General features: G+C 65.3%; 17 protein-coding genes and 1 tRNA gene. 12 read left to right on the forward strand and 6 right to left on the reverse strand.

Annotation, left to right across the window (positions count from 1 at the left end):
* Window positions 1-129: 129 nt before the first annotated feature.
* The 7 genes from M2336_RS00800 (at window position 130) to M2336_RS00830 (ending at window position 5828) form a co-directional block, all read left to right on the forward strand.
* On the forward strand, window positions 130-1347 hold the full coding sequence (locus M2336_RS00800) for an MFS transporter (protein WP_264573554.1): 1218 nt from the start codon (window positions 130-132) through the stop codon (window positions 1345-1347).
* Between the two features lie 87 nt (window positions 1348-1434).
* Window positions 1435-1917 (forward strand): UPF0262 family protein, encoded by a 483-nt coding sequence (locus tag M2336_RS00805; protein ID WP_181560564.1) that lies wholly within the window; start codon window positions 1435-1437, stop codon window positions 1915-1917.
* A gap of 18 nt (window positions 1918-1935) precedes the next feature.
* Window positions 1936-2673 (forward strand): GH25 family lysozyme, encoded by a 738-nt coding sequence (locus tag M2336_RS00810; RefSeq protein ID WP_264592486.1) that lies wholly within the window; start codon window positions 1936-1938, stop codon window positions 2671-2673.
* The gene (locus M2336_RS00815; RefSeq protein WP_264592487.1) at window positions 2670-3149 is read left to right on the forward strand and encodes a cytidine deaminase; all 480 of its coding nucleotides are present in this window, start codon (window positions 2670-2672) and stop codon (window positions 3147-3149) included. The genes M2336_RS00810 and M2336_RS00815 overlap by 4 nt, the downstream gene beginning before the upstream one ends.
* Before the next feature lie 57 nt (window positions 3150-3206).
* The gene (dcd, locus tag M2336_RS00820; protein ID WP_181560566.1) at window positions 3207-3761 is read left to right on the forward strand and encodes a dCTP deaminase; all 555 of its coding nucleotides are present in this window, start codon (window positions 3207-3209) and stop codon (window positions 3759-3761) included.
* 85 nt (window positions 3762-3846) lie between these two features.
* Complete coding sequence (locus M2336_RS00825) at window positions 3847-4626, forward strand: metallophosphoesterase family protein (RefSeq protein ID WP_264592488.1); 780 nt, start codon at window positions 3847-3849, stop codon at window positions 4624-4626.
* Window positions 4627-4997: 371 nt separating this feature from the next.
* Window positions 4998-5828, forward strand: coding sequence for a 23S rRNA (adenine(2030)-N(6))-methyltransferase RlmJ (locus tag M2336_RS00830; protein WP_264592489.1), 831 nt, complete (start codon window positions 4998-5000; stop codon window positions 5826-5828).
* Between the two features lie 427 nt (window positions 5829-6255).
* On the opposite strand, the gene ctrA is transcribed toward M2336_RS00830, so the two are convergent.
* Window positions 6256-6969 carry a response regulator transcription factor CtrA gene (gene ctrA, locus M2336_RS00835; protein WP_181560569.1) on the reverse strand — a complete coding sequence of 238 codons (714 nt, stop codon included), beginning with the start codon at window positions 6967-6969 and terminating at the stop codon, window positions 6256-6258.
* A 306-nt stretch (window positions 6970-7275) separates the two neighbouring features.
* Between ctrA and M2336_RS00840 the strand changes: the two genes are divergently transcribed.
* Entirely contained in the window at window positions 7276-7989 is a 714-nt protein-coding gene (locus tag M2336_RS00840) for an RluA family pseudouridine synthase (protein WP_264593233.1), read from the forward strand.
* A 9-nt stretch (window positions 7990-7998) separates the two neighbouring features.
* Here the strand turns inward: M2336_RS00840 and M2336_RS00845 are convergent, their stop codons facing one another.
* On the reverse strand, window positions 7999-8763 hold the full coding sequence (locus M2336_RS00845) for a queuosine precursor transporter (RefSeq protein WP_413716174.1): 765 nt from the start codon (window positions 8761-8763) through the stop codon (window positions 7999-8001).
* A gap of 132 nt (window positions 8764-8895) precedes the next feature.
* Here M2336_RS00845 and M2336_RS00850 point away from each other — a divergent pair.
* Window positions 8896-8972 (forward strand) — tRNA-Arg (locus M2336_RS00850).
* A 33-nt stretch (window positions 8973-9005) separates the two neighbouring features.
* Here M2336_RS00850 and M2336_RS17985 read toward each other — a convergent pair.
* From M2336_RS17985 to M2336_RS00865, 3 genes are all read right to left on the reverse strand, one after another.
* Window positions 9006-10106 (reverse strand): GGDEF domain-containing protein, encoded by a 1101-nt coding sequence (locus tag M2336_RS17985; protein ID WP_319801634.1) that lies wholly within the window; start codon window positions 10104-10106, stop codon window positions 9006-9008.
* Window positions 10107-10229: 123 nt separating this feature from the next.
* Window positions 10230-11288 (reverse strand): TauD/TfdA family dioxygenase, encoded by a 1059-nt coding sequence (locus M2336_RS00860; protein ID WP_264573559.1) that lies wholly within the window; start codon window positions 11286-11288, stop codon window positions 10230-10232.
* A gap of 21 nt (window positions 11289-11309) precedes the next feature.
* Window positions 11310-12788 carry an FAD-dependent oxidoreductase gene (locus M2336_RS00865; protein ID WP_264573560.1) on the reverse strand — a complete coding sequence of 493 codons (1479 nt, stop codon included), beginning with the start codon at window positions 12786-12788 and terminating at the stop codon, window positions 11310-11312.
* A gap of 144 nt (window positions 12789-12932) precedes the next feature.
* On the opposite strand from M2336_RS00865, the gene M2336_RS00870 reads away from it, so the two are divergent.
* Entirely contained in the window at window positions 12933-14318 is a 1386-nt protein-coding gene (locus tag M2336_RS00870; RefSeq protein ID WP_264573561.1) for an MFS transporter, read from the forward strand.
* Between the two features lie 136 nt (window positions 14319-14454).
* Here M2336_RS00870 and pgi read toward each other — a convergent pair whose 3' ends face one another.
* Window positions 14455-15969 carry a glucose-6-phosphate isomerase gene (gene pgi / locus M2336_RS00875; protein ID WP_264573562.1) on the reverse strand — a complete coding sequence of 505 codons (1515 nt, stop codon included), beginning with the start codon at window positions 15967-15969 and terminating at the stop codon, window positions 14455-14457.
* Between the two features lie 171 nt (window positions 15970-16140).
* Here pgi and lepB point away from each other — a divergent pair, with 171 nt between their 5' ends.
* Together lepB and rnc are read left to right on the forward strand one after the other, a co-directional pair.
* On the forward strand, window positions 16141-16959 hold the full coding sequence (gene lepB / locus M2336_RS00880; RefSeq protein ID WP_181560576.1) for a signal peptidase I: 819 nt from the start codon (window positions 16141-16143) through the stop codon (window positions 16957-16959).
* Window positions 16956-17627 carry a ribonuclease III gene (rnc, locus tag M2336_RS00885; protein WP_264573563.1) on the forward strand — a complete coding sequence of 224 codons (672 nt, stop codon included), beginning with the start codon at window positions 16956-16958 and terminating at the stop codon, window positions 17625-17627. Before lepB ends, rnc begins: the two co-directional genes overlap by 4 nt.
* The last annotated feature ends 21 nt before the right edge of the window (window positions 17628-17648 follow it).

The following is a 17648-nucleotide window of genomic DNA, read 5'->3' on the forward strand; positions in this document are numbered from 1 at the left end:
GCGCCGCCGCATCAGTCTTGCCGGGCGAGAACGACGCGCCTAGGGCGAAACCGTGTGACGGATCAATGATCGGTTCAGCACGGAGGGGACCAGCATGATGAGCGCGCAGCAGACAAGGGACCAACGGCTATGAGCGGCGGCACCTTTTCTCCCTTGCGCCACCGGACCTTCCTGCTGATCCTGCTCGGCAGCCTGTTCTCGCACTTCGGCAATGCCATCCAGTCCGTGGGCGCCGCCTGGCAACTCACCATCACCGGCCAGCCGGCTGACGTCATCGCCCTCGTCCAGAGCGCGACCAATCTGCCGATCATGCTACTGGCCCTGCCGGCCGGCGCGTGGGCAGACATGTTCGACAAGCGACTGGTGATGCTGGGCGCGCAGACCGGCATGGTCTCGCTTTCCGTCCTGCTGGCGGCGCTCGCCTTTGTTGGCACGACACCGCCGGGGCTGCTCATCGGCCTCACCGCCCTTCTCGCCTGCGGCGTGGCCTGCTTCAACCCGGCGCTGGCCTCCTCCATCGGCAGCATCGTGCCGCGCAACGAACTGGCCGCGGGCGTCGCGCTCAACATCCTCGCCTTCAACATCGCGCGCAGCCTTGGCCCGGCCATCGGCGGCGGCATCGTCGCGCTGGGCGGCGCGAAGGCCGCCTTCGTCGTCAATGCCCTCTCCTATCTGATGGTTATTGTCATTCTGCTGCGCTGGCGCACCGCGCCGCCAGCGCCGGCCACAAGGCGCCCCCTGCTGACGGTGATCGGCGAAGGCTTCCGCTTCGCGCTCGGCTCCCCGGCGATCCGCACCGTGCTGGTCCGCGCGATCAGCTTCACGCTCGCCGGCAGCGCCGCCTGGGCGCTGATGCCACTGGTCGCAACACAAATGCTCGGCCAGGGATCGATGACCTTCGGCCTGCTGCTCGGCGCACTCGGCCTTGGGGCCGTGATCGGCGCGGCGAGCAGCACATGGTTCCGCCAGCGCTTCTCCAGCGAGGCGATCATCCGGGGCGCCGGCCTGCTTTATGGCGCGGTATGCGTGTGCGTCGCGCTCGGCATCGGGCTGGTCCCCACGCTCGTGCTGCTTGTGCTGGGCGGTGCCGGCTGGGTGCAGGCGCTCTCCGGCTTTGCCGTCGCCGGCCAGATGTGGTCGCCCGCCCCGCTTATCGGGCGCATTACCGCCATGGTGAGCAGCCTCACCTTCGGCGGGATCGCGCTGGGGAGCTGGCTGTGGGGCCATGTGGCGCAGGCCCATGGCGTTGCCAGCGCGCTGCTGTTCTCCGGTCTGGCGATGCTGGTTCTGCCGTTCATCGGCCTGATCTGGCCGATGCCCCGGCACGAGGGCGCCAAGCCCGCCTGAGGCTCTGCGTCCGCGGGGCCTGCCCGCCTCTCCTCTGCCCCACGCTCTTGCCGCCGCTGGCCCACGCGCCTAGGGAAGCAAGGGACCATGGCCGATCCCCGCATCATCGACATCGTGCTCGACGAGAAGACGATATTGTGGCGCAGCGCGGATGTGGAGCAGGAACGACGGATCGCGATCTTCGACCTGCTGGAAGACAATCATTTCGCGCCGGTGCGCCAGCATGAGGACGGCTATGCCGGCCCTTACCGGGTGTTTCTGCGCGTGGCGGACGGGCGGCTGGTGATCGAACTGCGGCGCACGGACGACAGCGCGCTGGAAGCGATCATCCTCGGCCTCGCCAGCCTGCGGCGCGCGATCCGGGACTATTTCGCGATTACGGAGAGCTATTATCAGGCGATCCGGCAAGCGACGCCGAGCCAGATCGAAACCGTCGACATGGCCCGGCGCGCTGTCCACAACGATGCCGCCGAACTGCTGCGCGGGCGGCTGGAGGGGAAGATCGACGTGGATTTCGATACCGCGCGGCGGCTGTTCACGCTGATCTGCGTGCTGCATATCCGCGCATAACAGGACTGACGAAACGACATGAGCACCACAAAGGCCAAGCGCATGACCAGCGCTCCGGGCGCCCGGCGCCGGCGGATCAAGGTGACGCCGCTGCGCCTCTTCATGCTGCTACTGGTGATCGGCGGCGGACTGGTGGCGGGCCTCTTCATGCTCGCCCGCAGCTGGACGCCCTCTGCCAAATATTTCCCCGTGCAAGGCATCACGCTGAGCGCCCAGAGCGGCGCGATCAACTGGCGGATGGCCCGCGCGGCAGGTGCCGACTTCGTCTATCTGCGCGCCACCGATGGCGCGCGCGGGCGGGACAGCGCCTTTAATGATTATCTCGCCGGCGCGGTCGCCAACGACATGCGCCACGGCGCCATCCATCGTTATGATCTGTGCAGCAGCGCCTCGGCGCAGGCCACGCGGTTCATCGCCACCGTCCCGCGCGACCCACAGATGCTGCCGCCGGTGGTGGAAATGGACTTCGACCTGCCCTGCACGGCGCGGCCCAACCGCGATACGCTGCTCGCCGAGCTGAACACCTTCCTCAACCAGATCGAAACCCACTCCGCCAAGCCCGCCGTGATCCGCACCAGCCGCGAATTCGAGGCGGCCTACGACGTGGCCGGTGGCATCAACCGCACCTTGTGGGTGGACGGCGACTTCTTCGTGCCCGATTACACCACGCGTCCCTGGACGATGTGGACCGCCTCCACCTGGAAGCGGATCAACGGCATCGAGGGGCCGATCGAATGGAATGCGGTGCGGCAATGAGCGAAAAAGCGACCCGACAAGACCCGACGCCGCCAACCCCGGACGAACGCGCGCTGGTCGACGCCGCGCGCGGCGCCATGGCGCAGGCCCATGCGCCCTACAGCCGCTTTGCAGTCGGCGCGGCCTTGCGACTGACGGACGGGACGATCCTCACCGGCGCCAATTTCGAGAATGCGAGCTACGGCCTGTCGCTCTGCGCCGAGACCGTGGCCATCGCTGCCGCCAATGCGCAGGGGCGGCTGCGGGATATCGCGGCCATCGCGGTGACGGGTGGCGCGATGGACGGAGGGGATGGCGGCATCATTACGCCGTGCGGACGCTGCCGGCAGATCATCAAGGAGGCGCAGGATATGGGCGGGCGCCCGCTGACGATCCTGTGCGCCACGCCAGATGGCGGCGCCGTGCTGCGCCTTACGCTCGACGCGCTGCTGCCGCACGCCTTCGGCCCGGCCAATCTCGGCATCGGCCCGGGCTGATCCTCACCATATCATCGCCTCTGGCATTCGGCGCGGCGAGCGATTAGCAACGCCCCCATGGCCATACTCTCCGACAAATGGATTCGCCGTCAGGCGCAGGAAAACGGCATGATCGAGCCGTTCGTGGAAAGCCAGCGGCGCGAGGGCTGCATCAGCTATGGCCTCTCCTCTTATGGCTATGACGCGCGGGTGGCCGAGGATTTCAAGATCTTCACCAATGTCGATAGCGCCGTGGTGGACCCCAAGGACTTCGCCGCCAACAGCTTCGTCGACCGCAAGACGGACGTGTGCATCATCCCGCCCAACAGCTTCGCGCTGGCGCGGACCGTGGAATATTTTCGCATTCCGCGCGATGTGCTGGTGATCTGCCTCGGCAAATCCACTTATGCGCGCTGCGGCATCATCGTGAACGTGACGCCTCTGGAGCCGGGCTGGGAAGGCCATGTGACGCTGGAATTCTCCAACACCACGCCGCTACCCGCCAAAATCTACGCCAATGAAGGCGCCTGCCAGTTCCTGTTCCTGGAAGGCAATGAGCCGTGCGAGACGAGCTATGCCGACCGCGCCGGCAAATATATGGGCCAGCGGGGCGTGACACTGCCCAAGCTCTAACCGTGCTGGCATGTCGCCGGAAAGCTTTTGCTAAGCACGATTGCGCTGGCCGGATCGCGCCCGCTCGCTTTATATGGAGAGGCACATGTTTGGCCTCTTCAAATCAAAGTCAAAGCCTGAACCTCTGACCCATGCCCCCGACCTGGGCGAGGGCCGCCGCGTCTATGCGATCGGCGACATTCATGGCCGGCTGGATCTGCTGCTCGAACTTATCGATCTGATCGCAGCGGACGACCATAGCCGCGGCCCGACCGGCAGCACGCAACTGGTGTTCCTGGGCGATTATGTCGACCGCGGGCAGGACAGTAAGGGCGTAATCGACTATGTGCTGCAACTGCGCGACTGGTGGCCGAACATCCTCTGCCTGCGCGGCAATCACGAGGAAGTGTTCGCCATGGCCGTGGAAGGCGATGAGAGCGCGCTGCGCTTCCTCACCCGCATCGGCGGCCGCGAGACATTGCTCTCCTATGGCACGAGCGAGACCGATCTCGACACGATGACGCTTGGCGAACTGCGCGACTGGCTGACGAGCGCGGTGCCGGATACGCATCGCGCCTTCCTCGCCGGGCTGACGGACAAGGCGATCATCGGCAACTATGCCTTCGTCCACGCCGGCGTCCGGCCCGAAGTGCCGCTGGACGAGCAGGACGAAAAGGACCTGCGCTGGATCCGCGAGGAATTCCTGTTCTACGACGAACCGCACGATTATTTCATCGTCCATGGCCACTCGATCACCGAGGCGGTTGAGCAGCGCGAGAACCGGATGGGAATCGATACCGGGGCATACAAGTCCGGCGTGCTGACGGCGGCCGGACTTGAGGGTACCGAGCGGTGGTTTCTCTCCACCGGTAAATCGGGGGGCTAGGTCGGCTCCGTCGGACACAACGCAGACACTGCGATGAGTGCAGCCGGACTGCCCTCGTTTCCCGTCACCTACGGCTCCCCACCGCTCCGTTCGTGTCGAGCGAAGTCGAGACACGGTCGGCACAGGCCTCGCGTGTCTCGACTTCAACCAAAGGCTGAAGTTCATCCCAAGCGCTCGCCTGCGGGCAGTCGAAGGGCTCGACACGAACGGCGCGTCTGTTCTGAGCACATGATGCAATCACGCCGAGGGCCATCGCCACGGGGTTGAGGCTGCGCGCAAGTGCTTTAAAGGCTTCCGCTCACGCACTACGAGCGCCTTGTCGGTCGCCGCGCCCGCCCGCCCGGCCGCGCGTGTCAGGAATTTGAATCACCATGAATTATCGCCATTCCTTCCATGCGGGCAACAGCGCCGATGTCGTGAAGCACAGCCTGCTGATCGCCCTCGTGCGGGCCTTGCAGCAGAAGCTGGGCGCCCTGACCCTGATCGATACCCATGCCGGCTGCGGACTGTACGACCTTGGCAGCGAGCAGGCCCAACGCACCGGCGAGGCCGTGAACGGCGTGCTGCGCGCCTTTGCCGATCCGAACCCCTTGCTGAGCGACTATCGCGCCGCCGTGCAGGCGGTGAACGTGGGAGCCGAGCCGCGCCTCTACCCCGGATCGCCGCAAATTCTGGCGCAGCTTCTGCGCCCGCAGGATTTGCTGATCCTCAACGAAAAACATCCCGAAGACGCTTACTCCCTGCGCGGTGTAATGCGCGGCACGTCCGCCGCCGTGCACGAGCGCGATGCCTACGAGCTTTGGCTGGCGATGGTGCCGCCCCGCACCGCGCGCGGCGTGGTTGTGGTCGACCCGCCCTATGAGCAGACGGACGAACGCGCCCGCATCACCGCCACCCTCGCCGCCGCTCACCGCAAATGGGCGCATGGCGTGACGGTGATCTGGTACCCGCTCAAAGACCGCGCCACGCATCAGCGGTGGAGCGGGCAGCTCCGCAAGCTTGGCATCCCGAAATTCTTGCAGGTGGATCACTGGTTGTACGATGCCGACCAGCCGGGCATCTACAACGGCGCGGGCCTTTATATCGTGAACCCGCCCTACGCCTTCACGCAGGCGCTGCCGCCTCTGTTGGAAGCCCTGCGGGCCACGCTGGCGCCGGAGGGGCATCGAGGCGAGATCACAGCCGATTGGTTGAGCGAGTAGGGCAGAATCTCATCGGGGGCGGCAGTGGGCCGAAAGGCAACGTTTGCCGGTGGGTCGGCGCATGAGCCAGTCCTTCGATACGCTGCTTCGACAGGCTCAGCAGCTACTCAGGACGAACGGAGGGTTGTCCGGATGCCGTTTTCGGCCGCAGATGACGCGGCGGCTATTCCATCGGAGACTGCATCTGCCTGGGGTGCGCCAGGCCAAATCGAGGTGCTTGTCTGCCCTGGGCTCCTGCCTTCGCAGGAGCACGGGGTGGTTTTTTGGAGGTCGGGCGTGTCCGGTATATGGGGCGTATAGTGTGCCCGCATGCGGCTGCGTTTTCTGCACACCTGTCCTGATCCACCGGTTCCGGCGAGGACCGCGTAGCAAAGGCCGACGGATCGCTCCGCCGGCCTTTCCCATAAATCCAGTTCGCAGCGTGAAGTCAGGCGACCTGCGCCGTCTCCAGTTCGTCGATGATCTCGTCGGGATCGCGCAGCACATAGCCGCGGCCCCAGACGGTCTCGATGTAATTGTCGCCGCTGCATGCCAGACTGAGCTTCTTGCGCAGCTTGCAGATGAACACGTCGATGATCTTGAGTTCCGGCTCGTCCATGCCGCCATAGAGATGATTGAGGAACATCTCCTTGGTGAGCGTGGTGCCCTTGCGGAGCGAGAGCAGCTCCAGCATCGCATATTCCTTGCCGGTGAGGTGGACCCGGTTGCCATCCACCTCCACGGTCTTGGCGTCGAGATTGACCGACAGCTTGCCGGTGCGGATGACGCTTTGCGAATGGCCCTTGGAGCGGCGGACGACAGCATGGATGCGTGCCACAAGCTCTTCCTTGTGGAACGGCTTGGTGACGTAATCGTCTGCACCGAAGCCGAAGGAGCGGACCTTGCTGTCCATCTCCGCAATGCCGGAGAGAATAAGGACCGGGGTCTGCACACGAGAGGCGCGGAGCTTCTTGAGCACGTCATAGCCGTGCATGTCCGGCAGGTTCAGGTCCAGGCAGATGATATCGTAATCGTAGAGCTTACCGAGATCGAGGCCTTCTTCGCCCAGATCGGTCGTGTAGACGTTGAACCCCTCGGTGGTCAGCATCAGCTCGATAGCTTTGGCAGTCGTCGGTTCGTCTTCGATCAGCAACACGCGCATACACCAGCCCCTTTGCTCAGTTGGCCGGAGAGCTGCTCGTCACTCAATCCAACCACCAGTAACTATTAACCATATGAAGAGTGAACGCAAAAGGTTAATTTTACGTAAACTGGCCTGAAAGCACGAGTCGCGAGCCATTTGCGTGCTTAATGGGGTGAGAATCAATGCGGCCCCATCCGCTGGGGGCAAGTAAATGGAGCCCGTCCCTCCCCGCGTCTTCCCCCTGCGGGCGATAGCGCCTAGGGAGGCTGCATGTCCTTCACCCATGATCCCCGGAATAGCCGCAGAGGGTCGCCCGCGGGCGATCTGTCCCCCCTTACCGACCGGGTGATCTTCATGGATGGCGAGGCCATCGTGCTGGACAAGCCGGCGGGCCTGCCCGTCGACCGCCCGCGCGACGGCGCGCTGAGCCTGGAAAATCATCTCGACAGCCTGACCTTCGGCTTCCAGCGCTGGCCGGTGGCGGTGCATCGGCTGGACCGGGACACCAGCGGCTGCCTGCTGCTCGCCCGCAACCCCAAGGCTGCCAAGCGCTTCACCCAGGCCTTCGAAGCGCGCGAGGTGGAGAAGGTCTATCTTGCGGTGCTGGACGGCGTGCCAGCGGAGCGCGAAGGCGTGATCGACCTGCCGCTGGGCAAGACCAGCACGCGCGAGGATGGCTGGCGGATGCAGCCGGACCCGAAGGGCAAGGCGGCCGTGACGCGCTGGCGCCTGCTGGAGGCGCGCGATGGCCGCGCCCTCGTGCAGTTCCGTCCCGAAACCGGGCGCACGCACCAGCTGCGCGCTCATGCCCTGCACGGCCTCGGCCTCGGCATATTGGGCGACCGTTATTACCCCTCCGCACCACCCGGCGCGCCATGGGATGGCCGGATGCTGCTGCACGCAGTCAGCCTCAAGCTGCCGCGCGCAGGCAAGCCGCCCGTCGAGGCCGAAGCTCCGCCCCCGGCGCCGTTTGCCGCAGCGGGTTTCCCGGATGCCCAGTCGCTTAACCGGGATGCGCCCTCACCGGCCGAGAGCTAACGGGGCTGGTCAAACCTGCGCCTTGAAGGGGGTGAAGTCCGTCTGCTCGTCATAGACGTCCAGCCCCTCCCGCCGCTTGAAGAAATTGACGGCGAGATAGGTGACCGGCGTCAGCACCGCTTCCCAGCCCACTTTCAGCGCCCAGTTGGTGACCATCACGGTCAGCACCTGATCGGTCGACCAGAGGCCATAAAAGGCCAGCGGATAGAAGAGCAGGCTGTCGACACCCTGCCCGACGATGGTCGAGCCAATGGTGCGGGTCCACAGATGCTTGCCTTTGGTCAGCAGCTTCATCTTGGCGAGCACGAAGCTGTTGGTCAGCTCACCGGCCCAAAAGGCGAAGATCGAGGCGAAGACAATCCGCGGCACCTGGCCGAAGACCGACTCATAGGCTACCTGCCCGTCCCAGCCGTCCGCCGGGGGCAGCGAGACGACCACCCAGCTCATCAGGGCCATGAACAGCATCGCGGCGAAGCCGGCCCAGATGCAGCGCCGGGCGCGGGCGTATCCATAGACTTCCGTCAGCACATCGCCCAGCACATAGCCTAAAGGAAAGAACAGGATGCCGGCGCCGAAGGTGAACCCCCACAGGCTTGCCAGCTTGGCGGCGCCGATGACGTTGGAGAGCAGCAGCACCGCGACGAAGGCGGCCATCACGAAATCATAATATTGCAGCCTGTGCCCGGCGAGCGCGCTGGCATCGACATGGGCGATCGAATGGGGAGCGATCGGGGGCGGAGTCGCGGTGGACGCGGCGTCAGAGGGAGCAGGCATGGCGCGGGACTATGCCGCGCGATATCGCGCCCTGCAATCGATCTTGCAGCCTCTTGCTCCCACGCAAAACCGCGCGCGGCATCGCTTTGCCATTGCCAGACGCCCGGCGATGCGGTTAGCGGATCGTTCCGTGGCCCCGTAGCTCAGCCGGATAGAGCATTCGCCTTCTAAGCGAATGGTCGCAGGTTCGAATCCTGCCGGGGTCGCCACTCCCTCCTCGGCGCGGGCCAAGGCCGCGGAAACTACGCCTGCGCCGCCTGTGCCTGAGCGCGCCGTCGCTTGGCGGCATAGAGCGCCTCGTCCGCCTCGCGCATCAGTACTTCCATGTGGCTCTCCTCGGCGCGCGCGGTCGCGGTGCCGATGCAGGTGGAGATGCGGATGCGGTTGCCCTCGATGACGAAGGGCTGCGCGATGGCGCGGACGACGCGATCGGACAGCAGCGTAGCATCCTCCGGCTTATCGAGGCCGAACTGAACGATGACGAACTCGTCGCCGCCCAGCCGCGCCACGATATCCTCGCTGCGGATGGCACTGCTCAGTCGCTTGGCGACCATCTGCAGCAGCGTATCGCCGGCGGCATGGCCGTGGGTGTCGTTCACCGGCTTGAACCCGTCGAGATCGAGATAATGAACGGCCACGATCCCCTTTCCCCGCTTGAGGACCACGGCCTCATCGAACCGCTCGCGCAAGGCGAGGCGATTGGCGAGGTTGGTCAAAGGATCGCGCCGGGCCAATGACCCCGAGGTCAGCCGCTTGCTGATCCCCGTCACGGCAGACTCATGCCGCGTCGCGAGACTCTGCGCGCCGGCATAGAGGAAGGCCAGAATGGAGGCGCCGGTGGCGATCGACATGGCGTCGGCACGGATAAAGGCGGCCAGAGCGGTGGGGAGGCTGGCCGCCAGCATGCCCGGCACGGCAACGGGGGGGCGCAGGCCCGACCCGGCGGCGAGGCCGGCACAGAAGCCGACGACCAGACACACCATCAATGGCTGCCCGTCCGACTTCTGCAGGATGACAAGCCCGCTGAACAGGCCAAGCGCGAGGGCAAAGCTGAGCTGGGGTATGAGGAACATGAGCTCGAGCTGTCTGGCCCGGACCGGGTGAAGATCGCTGGCGAGCGCCTGTCCGCGCAAACGCAGCGTGACGATGATCCGCACCCCCATCGCCAGCACCCCGGCCACGCCGAGCGTCAGCGTGAGCCGGTCCCGCGTCTCGTTCACAATGAGGGCGACGCTGAGGGTAAAGGCGACCGCCATGATGGCAGACGGCGTCACATTGACGAACAGGCTGCGCACCAGTTCGACATACACCTTGTCTGCGAGCAGCACCTGCCGGTTGATCATGGCCCTCTTCCCTGCCCCTTTGTACCAGCAAAACACACGGGCGCCGAGAATGTTCGCCGGGAGCCGGAAAAGACGGGAAATGCCAAGACGGCGCAGTGGTTCCCTACGCGCGGAGTTGGCGCGTTATCCGCGGATCAAGGTTCCGGCGGCCCGCAGGCTTTCATCGCTATTGACGAGCATCGACCAGCCCTGCGCATGCTGCTGCTCCAGCAGGCGACCGATCTCGCGATAGCCCTGCGCGAGCGGGTAGCGCTCATGCGCCTCCAGCCAGAGCCGCAGCAGCAGCCGCTCGCGACCGGGCGTGTTGGTAAAGCCGGTGCGCGAGTGCATCACCCGGAAATTGTGCCAGAAGATCATCTCGCCCGGCTGCAAGGTGAAGGATACCTTCAACTCCGGCCGCGCCGCCATGCGCATCAGGACGCGCAACGCCTCCACGAAACGCTCCGGCACCGGCTCGCCCCTGATCTGCGCGGCTTGCACGATGAAGAGCACATAATTGTAGATGCCGATATGCCCGTCGATCACGGAGAAGCTGGGCACCTTGTAATCGGTGACGCTCTCCAGGCTGGTCGGGTAATAATAGCCCTCCTCCAGCACTGCCAGGACGTCCGGCCGCTCTGCCTGGATCGCCGCATAGACGGCGGCAGCACTGACCAGCCCGCTCACCCCGCCCTCCGGCGAGGTGACGACGGAAGCCAGGCTGAGGATCTCGTGATAATCGGTGTGCGGCCCGAGCTCAGTATCGTTAAGATAGCCGCGCCGTTCGGGATTGGGCTCCTTGCGCACCAGCCCGATGCGATCGTGGCGCGCGCTCTGCTCCACGGCACGGCCCAGATGCGTGCCAAGACCGAAGTGCAGGCGCTGGAACGCCTCCAGATCGTAACGCGCGATGTCGATCCCGCTCAGCAACACGGCGCCGCGCCCGGCCATCAGGTCGTAGTTCACCGCTGCCATCAGGCTCGCGATCGCCGGCGCGCCGAAATCCTCCCGCGTAACGGATGTTGGCGCGCGGCCCTGCGTGGCGCGAACGGCAGCGTCCAGCGCGTCGAGCTGCGCCGGTCCCAGCCGCCGGGTCAGGCCCTCGGCACCCCCGCCGAGCGTGCCGGTCCATGCGCCGGAAGGCTTGCCGAGACGGGTCAGTTCGCTCGGCTCGGGGCGGGATAGGGTCGCGCTGTCAGTCATCAATACTCTCAATTCACGGGATTATTCCGCCGCGGCGGCCTGTTCGGCTTCCGGCATCTTGCCTGCCTGGTCATGCAGGAACACGCCCTGCCTGCGCAACTCTGCCTGCAGGCTGGTCACATCGAGCGCGCGCGGTTGGACGCCGGCGTTCACCGACAGCGCGGCTGCAGCACCGGCGGCCTGTCCGGTCAGCCAGCATTGCGGGATCTCGCGCATGAAGCCATGGGAGTTGGCATCGCAGCTGATGTGCTTGCCGCCTGCCAGCAAGCCATCGAGCTTGCGCGGCACCAGCGCGCCATAGGGCACCGAGATCACCGGATATTTGAGGCTGACCGAGGGGCTGACCCCGACCTCGTCAGGCAGCGCAATGCCGTCCGCCCACTGGCTGCGCAGGATCTTGCCCATGCCGGCCAGACGCCTTGTGTGCCGCACGCCAAGCTGCGAGCCGCTCTGCAGCATATAGCATTGCTCGAACCCCGGCGCATGCGCGAGGAAGAACTCGCAATGCGTCTGCATGAACCGGTGCGAGCGGATCTCCAGCTCGGTCTGGTCATCCACGTCCAGCGCCGAGAGGCCGGATTGGCGCGGGCCGAGGAACAGCGCGATATCGTTGCGCCAGGAGACATAAGGCGGCTGGAAGAAGCCGAGCCGCTCACGGCCGAGCTTGGCGAACTCGGCATATTGCTCGGGCTCATTGGCCCGGAAGGCCAGCCAGCGGTCCATGTCCACACCGCCCAGCATGAAGCCGGTGTTGGCGCTGTGATGGACGTCGCCTTCCTCGATGTCGGTGTCGAACTCGGCCCCGGCCCGCGCGAAGATGTCGCCATCGCCAGTGGTGTCGACCACCACCTTGGCGCGCAGCGCCTGACGCCCGGCCTTGGATTCGAACACCACGCCCTCGACCTTGCCGTCGGCGACCATCGGCACCGCTGCCCAGCTGTGGAACACCAGCCGCACCCCGGCTGCCAGCAGCATCTCCTGGCTGATCAGCTTCAACCGCTCGGGATCGAGCGTGGGCGACCAGCAGACCGTGCCGTGGAACGCCGCAGTGCGCTGGCCCCAGTAGCTCGCCTTCTTGGGATCGCGCGAGCCCCAGTCGGCGCGCGGCGGCCCGGCGAGGCCGGCGGCGGGCAGGCGCCCGAGCACATCATTGGCAAAGCCCTGAATGACCTGCCGGCCGGTCCAGTCGGTCATCCGGTCGATCCAGATGACGAGGCCGCCGGTCGAAAGGCCGCCGAGGTGATTATAGCGCTCCATCAGCACCACATCGGCCCCGGCCTGCGCCGCCGCCCAGGCCGCCGCCGTGCCCGAAGGCCCGCCGCCGACCACCAGCACGTCGCAGCTATGATACACCGGAATCTCGCGCGCGGGCTCGACCCAGGTCCCCGTGCCATTGGCCCGCGGCAGCACCCGACCACCCGTCTCGAACACGTCAGAGGCCAGAAAACGATCCTCCGACTGGCGAACCTGACGGACCTTCGGCGTCTGCTCTTCAGCCATCTGACATTCTCTCCTCACTGATTCGCCTTGCTATAGTCAAGGCAACAAATTTTCGCTCGTGTATAGAGAGCTTGCTAATTATTAGTTCAGATGTAGCTAAACAGGTAGCGAAATGATCGCGGTCCCGGCAAAGGACGGCGAGATATGGATAATCTGCGCGAAGAGGGAGATGCCTGCGGTATGGCCAGAGCGGCAAAAACGGTTGATCTTGCGACGTTGCTCGACGGACGCAAGCTCACGCCCTTCAACTATCTGCTGATCATGCTCTCCTGGCTCGTCACGCTGTTCGACGGGCTGGACATGATGATGATGTCGTTCACCGCCCCCTATATGCAGGACGAACTGCAACTGACCGACATCGAGATCGGCAATGCCTTCTCGGCCGGCACAGTGGGCATGGTCGTCGGCGGGTTGATCTTCACTTATGTCGGCGACCGCATCGGCCGCCGCCCGACCATCATCATGTGCACCTTCGCCTTTGGCATCCTGACCTTCCTCACCGGTTTCGCGACCAATTATCCGGCCCTGCTCACCCTGCGCTTTCTCGATGGTCTGGCCATTGGCGGCGCTCTGCCGCTCGCCTGGGCGCTCAATGTCGAATTCGTGCCGCCCAAGCTGCGTGCCACGGTGATCGCCTTCATCATGATGGGCTTCAGCCTCGGCAGCGCGGCCGCCGCCCCGCTCACCAACATGATCGCGCCGTTCCATGGCTGGGAAGGCGTGTATTTCGCCGGCGGCATCGGCTCGGTCGTCTGCGCGCTCGCCATCGCGATTTTCCTGCCGGAATCCCCGCGCTTCCTGGCCAGCAAGGGCATCAAGCCCGAGCTGATCGTCGCGACCATCAAGCGGCTGGACAAGAGCATCGACGTGCAGGCGGACGACCAGTTCATTCTGGCCGACGAAGGCAAGCACAAGCGCAACTTCCGCTTCAGCGACCTGTTCGTTGGCAATCTGCGCCTGCTCACACCGATCATTTGGATCGGCTATGGCGCCAGCGCCCTCGGCATCTTCTTCAAGTCCGCCTTCGGCCCGCTGGTGCTGGAGCGGATGGACGTCGCGCGGGAAACCGCCGCCAACGTCTCGGCCATCGGCGCGCTGCTCGGCGCTGTTGCCGGCGTGGTCATCATGCGCTTCTCCGCCCGCTATGGCCTCAAATTCGCGGCTGCCTGCACGCTCCTTATCGTGCCCATGGCCGTGGGCATCGGCATGGAGTGGATTCCGCGCGCGATGCTGCTGCCGACCATCGTGGTGCAGAGCATGCTGGTCGGTGGCTGCCATGCGGCGATCATCAGCCAGCTCGCGCTTTATTATCCGAGCGCGATCCGGGCGAGCGCCGGCGGCTGGGCATCGGCGGTTGGCAAGATCGGCGGCATCGTCGGCCCGCTGATCGGCGGTGCGATCCTTGCGAGCGGCATCCCCGCCGTACGCACCTATGCGCTCGCGGCGATCTGCCCCTTCATCCTCTTCCTCTCGATCCTGGTGATCAACATGCTGCTCAAGCGGCCGGAACGTCCGGCGGCTGCGGCATAAGGACGATGACTTAGCCAGATCCTCCCCGCTTGCGGGGAGGGGGACCGCCGAAGACGGTGGAGGGGGTCTCGCCCGCCCCCTCCGTCAGCGCTGCGCGCTGCCACCTCCCCACATATGGGGAGGATTTGAGGCGCGCTTAGCCGAGTGCGCGCTCTATGAGCGCCATGGTCGAAGGGTCGAACCCCTGCGCGCCGTTCTGTTCGATGGACTTGGCGATCTCCTTGCCGAGTTCCACCCCGAACTGGTCGAAGCTGTTGATCTCCATCAGCACGCCATTGGCGAAAGTGCGGTGCTCATAGAAGGCGATCAGCGCGCCCAGCGTGTGCGGGCTCAGCTCATCAATGAGGATCGTCGTTGAGGGGCGGTTGCCCGGATAGGCCCGGGCCGGATCGGCAGCATTCTCGCGACCCTGCATCAGCGCGGCGCCCTGCGCGAAGCAATTGACCAGCAGGGTCTGGTGATGGGCAGGATCGAGCGTGTCGCCCGGTTCGGTCACCGCGACGAACTCCACCGGCACGACATGCGTGCCCTGATGGAGAAGCTGGAAGACCGCGTGCTGCGCATCCGTGCCGACACCGCCCCAGGTGATCGCAGACGTGGGGCCATCGACCGGGCTGCCATCCGCCTTCACCGACTTGCCGTTGCTCTCCATCTCCAGCTGCTGGAGATAGGAGGGCAACAGCCGCAGCCGCTGATCATAAGCGAAGACGGCGCGGGTCTGGCAGGCCATGACGCGGGCATAGAACAGGTCGACAAAGGCAGCGCGCAGCGGGGCATTATCGCGGGCGTCGGCGTGGCGGAAATGCCGGTCCATCGCCGCAGCACCCTCCAGCAGCGCCTCATAGGCATCCCAGCCCAGCGCCAGCGCGGCCGGGAAGCCGATAGAAGACCAAAGCGAATAGCGCCCGCCCACGCTTTCGGAAAAGCCGAGGATGCGCGTTTCGTCCACGCCCCATTCGATCGCCTTGTCCGGCGCTGCCGTCAGCGCAATCACCTGGCCGTAGGGATCGTCCACCCCGGCCTGCGTCATCCACGCGATCGCGCTGGCGGCATTGAGCATCGTCTCGGTGGTGGTGAACGTCTTGGAGGCGATGACGAGCAGGGTGAAGGCCGGATCGAACCGGGCCATCGCATCCTCCAGCGCCACGCCATCGACATTGGAGACGATGGCGACATCATAGCGGTCGGCATGACGAGCAAGCGCATCGACCAGCAGATCCGGCCCCAACGCCGATCCGCCGATGCCGACGTGCAGGATGTGGCGGATCTCGCCGAGCGCGCCGGCCTCAATGGCGTCGATCAGCGTGCGCATCCGCACCTTATGCTCGCGTGCTGCGGCCACGCTGTCCGGGTTGCCCTCGCCCCGCTCGGCGGTGTGCTCGACAGCGCGACCTTCGGTCACATTGATGACCTCGCCGGCGAACATCGCCGCGCGCTTGCCGTTAAAATCAACTGCCTGTGCCAGCGCCTCGAAGGCCGAGAGCGTCGTCTCGGTGAGGTGCGTCTTGGAGAAATCGAAGCGCAGGCCAGCCTCCTCGACCACATGGCCCGCCAGCCGATCCGCCTCGTCGCGGAACAGGCTGCGCAGATCGGGAATCGGCGCCGCCTTGATGTCGGTCCAGCAAGCGGTGATGCGATCAGGGTCGGTCATGGTGCGTAAGCGCTCCGGTCTGGCGTTGCTTCATTAAGGGGCGGCATATCCAATGCGCAGGCCTATTGCACGTGCGAAGCGCGCCACAATGCTTGACGCCGCCACCCCCGCCCCGCAAAGACACTATATTCCCCGTCATCGCGACGAAACTGTCTGGAAAGCTGCCTTTCGATGTCCCACAAATCCGAGACACGGGATTTCCTGTGGTTCCTCGTCAAGCTTGTGGTGATCGTGGTGGCGATCCGCTCGCTGCTGATCGCGCCGTTCAATATTCCCTCCGAATCCATGCAGCCGCGCCTGCTGATCGGCGACTATCTGCTCGTCTCCAAATGGTCCTACGGCTATTCGCGCTACAGCTTCCCCTTCCAGCCCGCTTTGTTCGAGGGGCGGGTGATGGGCAAGGTGCCCGAGCGCGGAGACGTGGTGGTGTTCGCTTCGCCAGGCAATCCCAAGGAAGACTGGATCAAGCGCGTCATCGGCCTGCCGGGCGATACCATCCAGATGCAGGACGGCGTCGTCTATCTGAACGGCAAGGCCATTCCCAAGCGGCGAATCGATGATCTGGTGATCCCGGTGACCGCCAACATGCTGCAGGCAGCCAATACCGAGCGCAGCCCCTCGCCCTGTTTCATCGAGGAATTCGAGTTCACGGATGCCAAGGGCGAGGCGTTTTGCCGCTACCCGCGCTATCGCGAGACGCTGCCGAACGGAAAAAGCTACGAAGTGCTGGACCTTATCGACGGTCCGGCGGACAATAGCGCCGTCTCTGTTGTACCGGAGGGCCACGTCTTCGTCATGGGCGACAATCGCGACCGCAGTGCCGACAGCCGCATTCCCGTCGACGCCCGGGGCGTCGGGCCGTTGCCGATCGACCATCTGATCGGGAGGGCGCTGGTCAGCTTCTTCTCCACCGACGGTTCCGCCAATCTGCTCCTGCCCTGGACATGGTTCACCGCCGCCCGGCCTGAACGCATCGGCGAAGGCTTTTGAGCACGGCCGATCTCGACGCCTGGCTCGCCGACCTTATCGGTCAGGCGCCGGGGCAGCGGGCGCTCTATGAGCAGGCGCTGACCCATGGCAGCGCGAGCGCGACCCATTATGAGCGGCTGGAGTTTCTGGGCGACCGGGTGCTGGGGCTGGTGATGGCCGATTGGCTCTACGTCCGCTTTCCCGCCGAGAAGGAAGGCCAGCTCTCCCGCCGGTTCAATCAGCTGGTGACCGGCACTAGCTGCGCGCAGGTTGCTCGCGAGATTGGCGTGCGCACGCATCTGCGCCTCGGCAAGCAGGCGCGCGACGACGGGGCGGTCGAGAGCGACAATGTGCTCGGCGATGTCGTGGAAGCGCTGATCGGCGCCATGTATCTGGACATCGGCATGGATGCCGCGCGGGCATTCATCCACCGCATGTGGGAGCCGATGCTCGAGGGACAGGCCAGCGCGCCCAAGCACCCCAAATCCGCGCTGCAGGAATGGGCGGCCGCCCATAACCGCCAGCCGCCGCATTATGAGCTGCTGGAGCGCAGCGGGCCGCAACATGCCCTGCGCTTCACCATCTCGGTGTCCATCCGCAATGCGGGTGAGGCGCAGGGCGAGGGCCATTCCAAGCAGGAGGCCGAGACGGCCGCCGCCATTGCCCTGCTCGCCAAGCTCAAGGCATGATCCGCACCCCCTTTTCAGCCA

The organism is Sphingobium sp. B1D7B (genome assembly GCF_025961965.1).
Classification (GTDB): Bacteria; Pseudomonadota; Alphaproteobacteria; order Sphingomonadales; family Sphingomonadaceae; genus Sphingobium.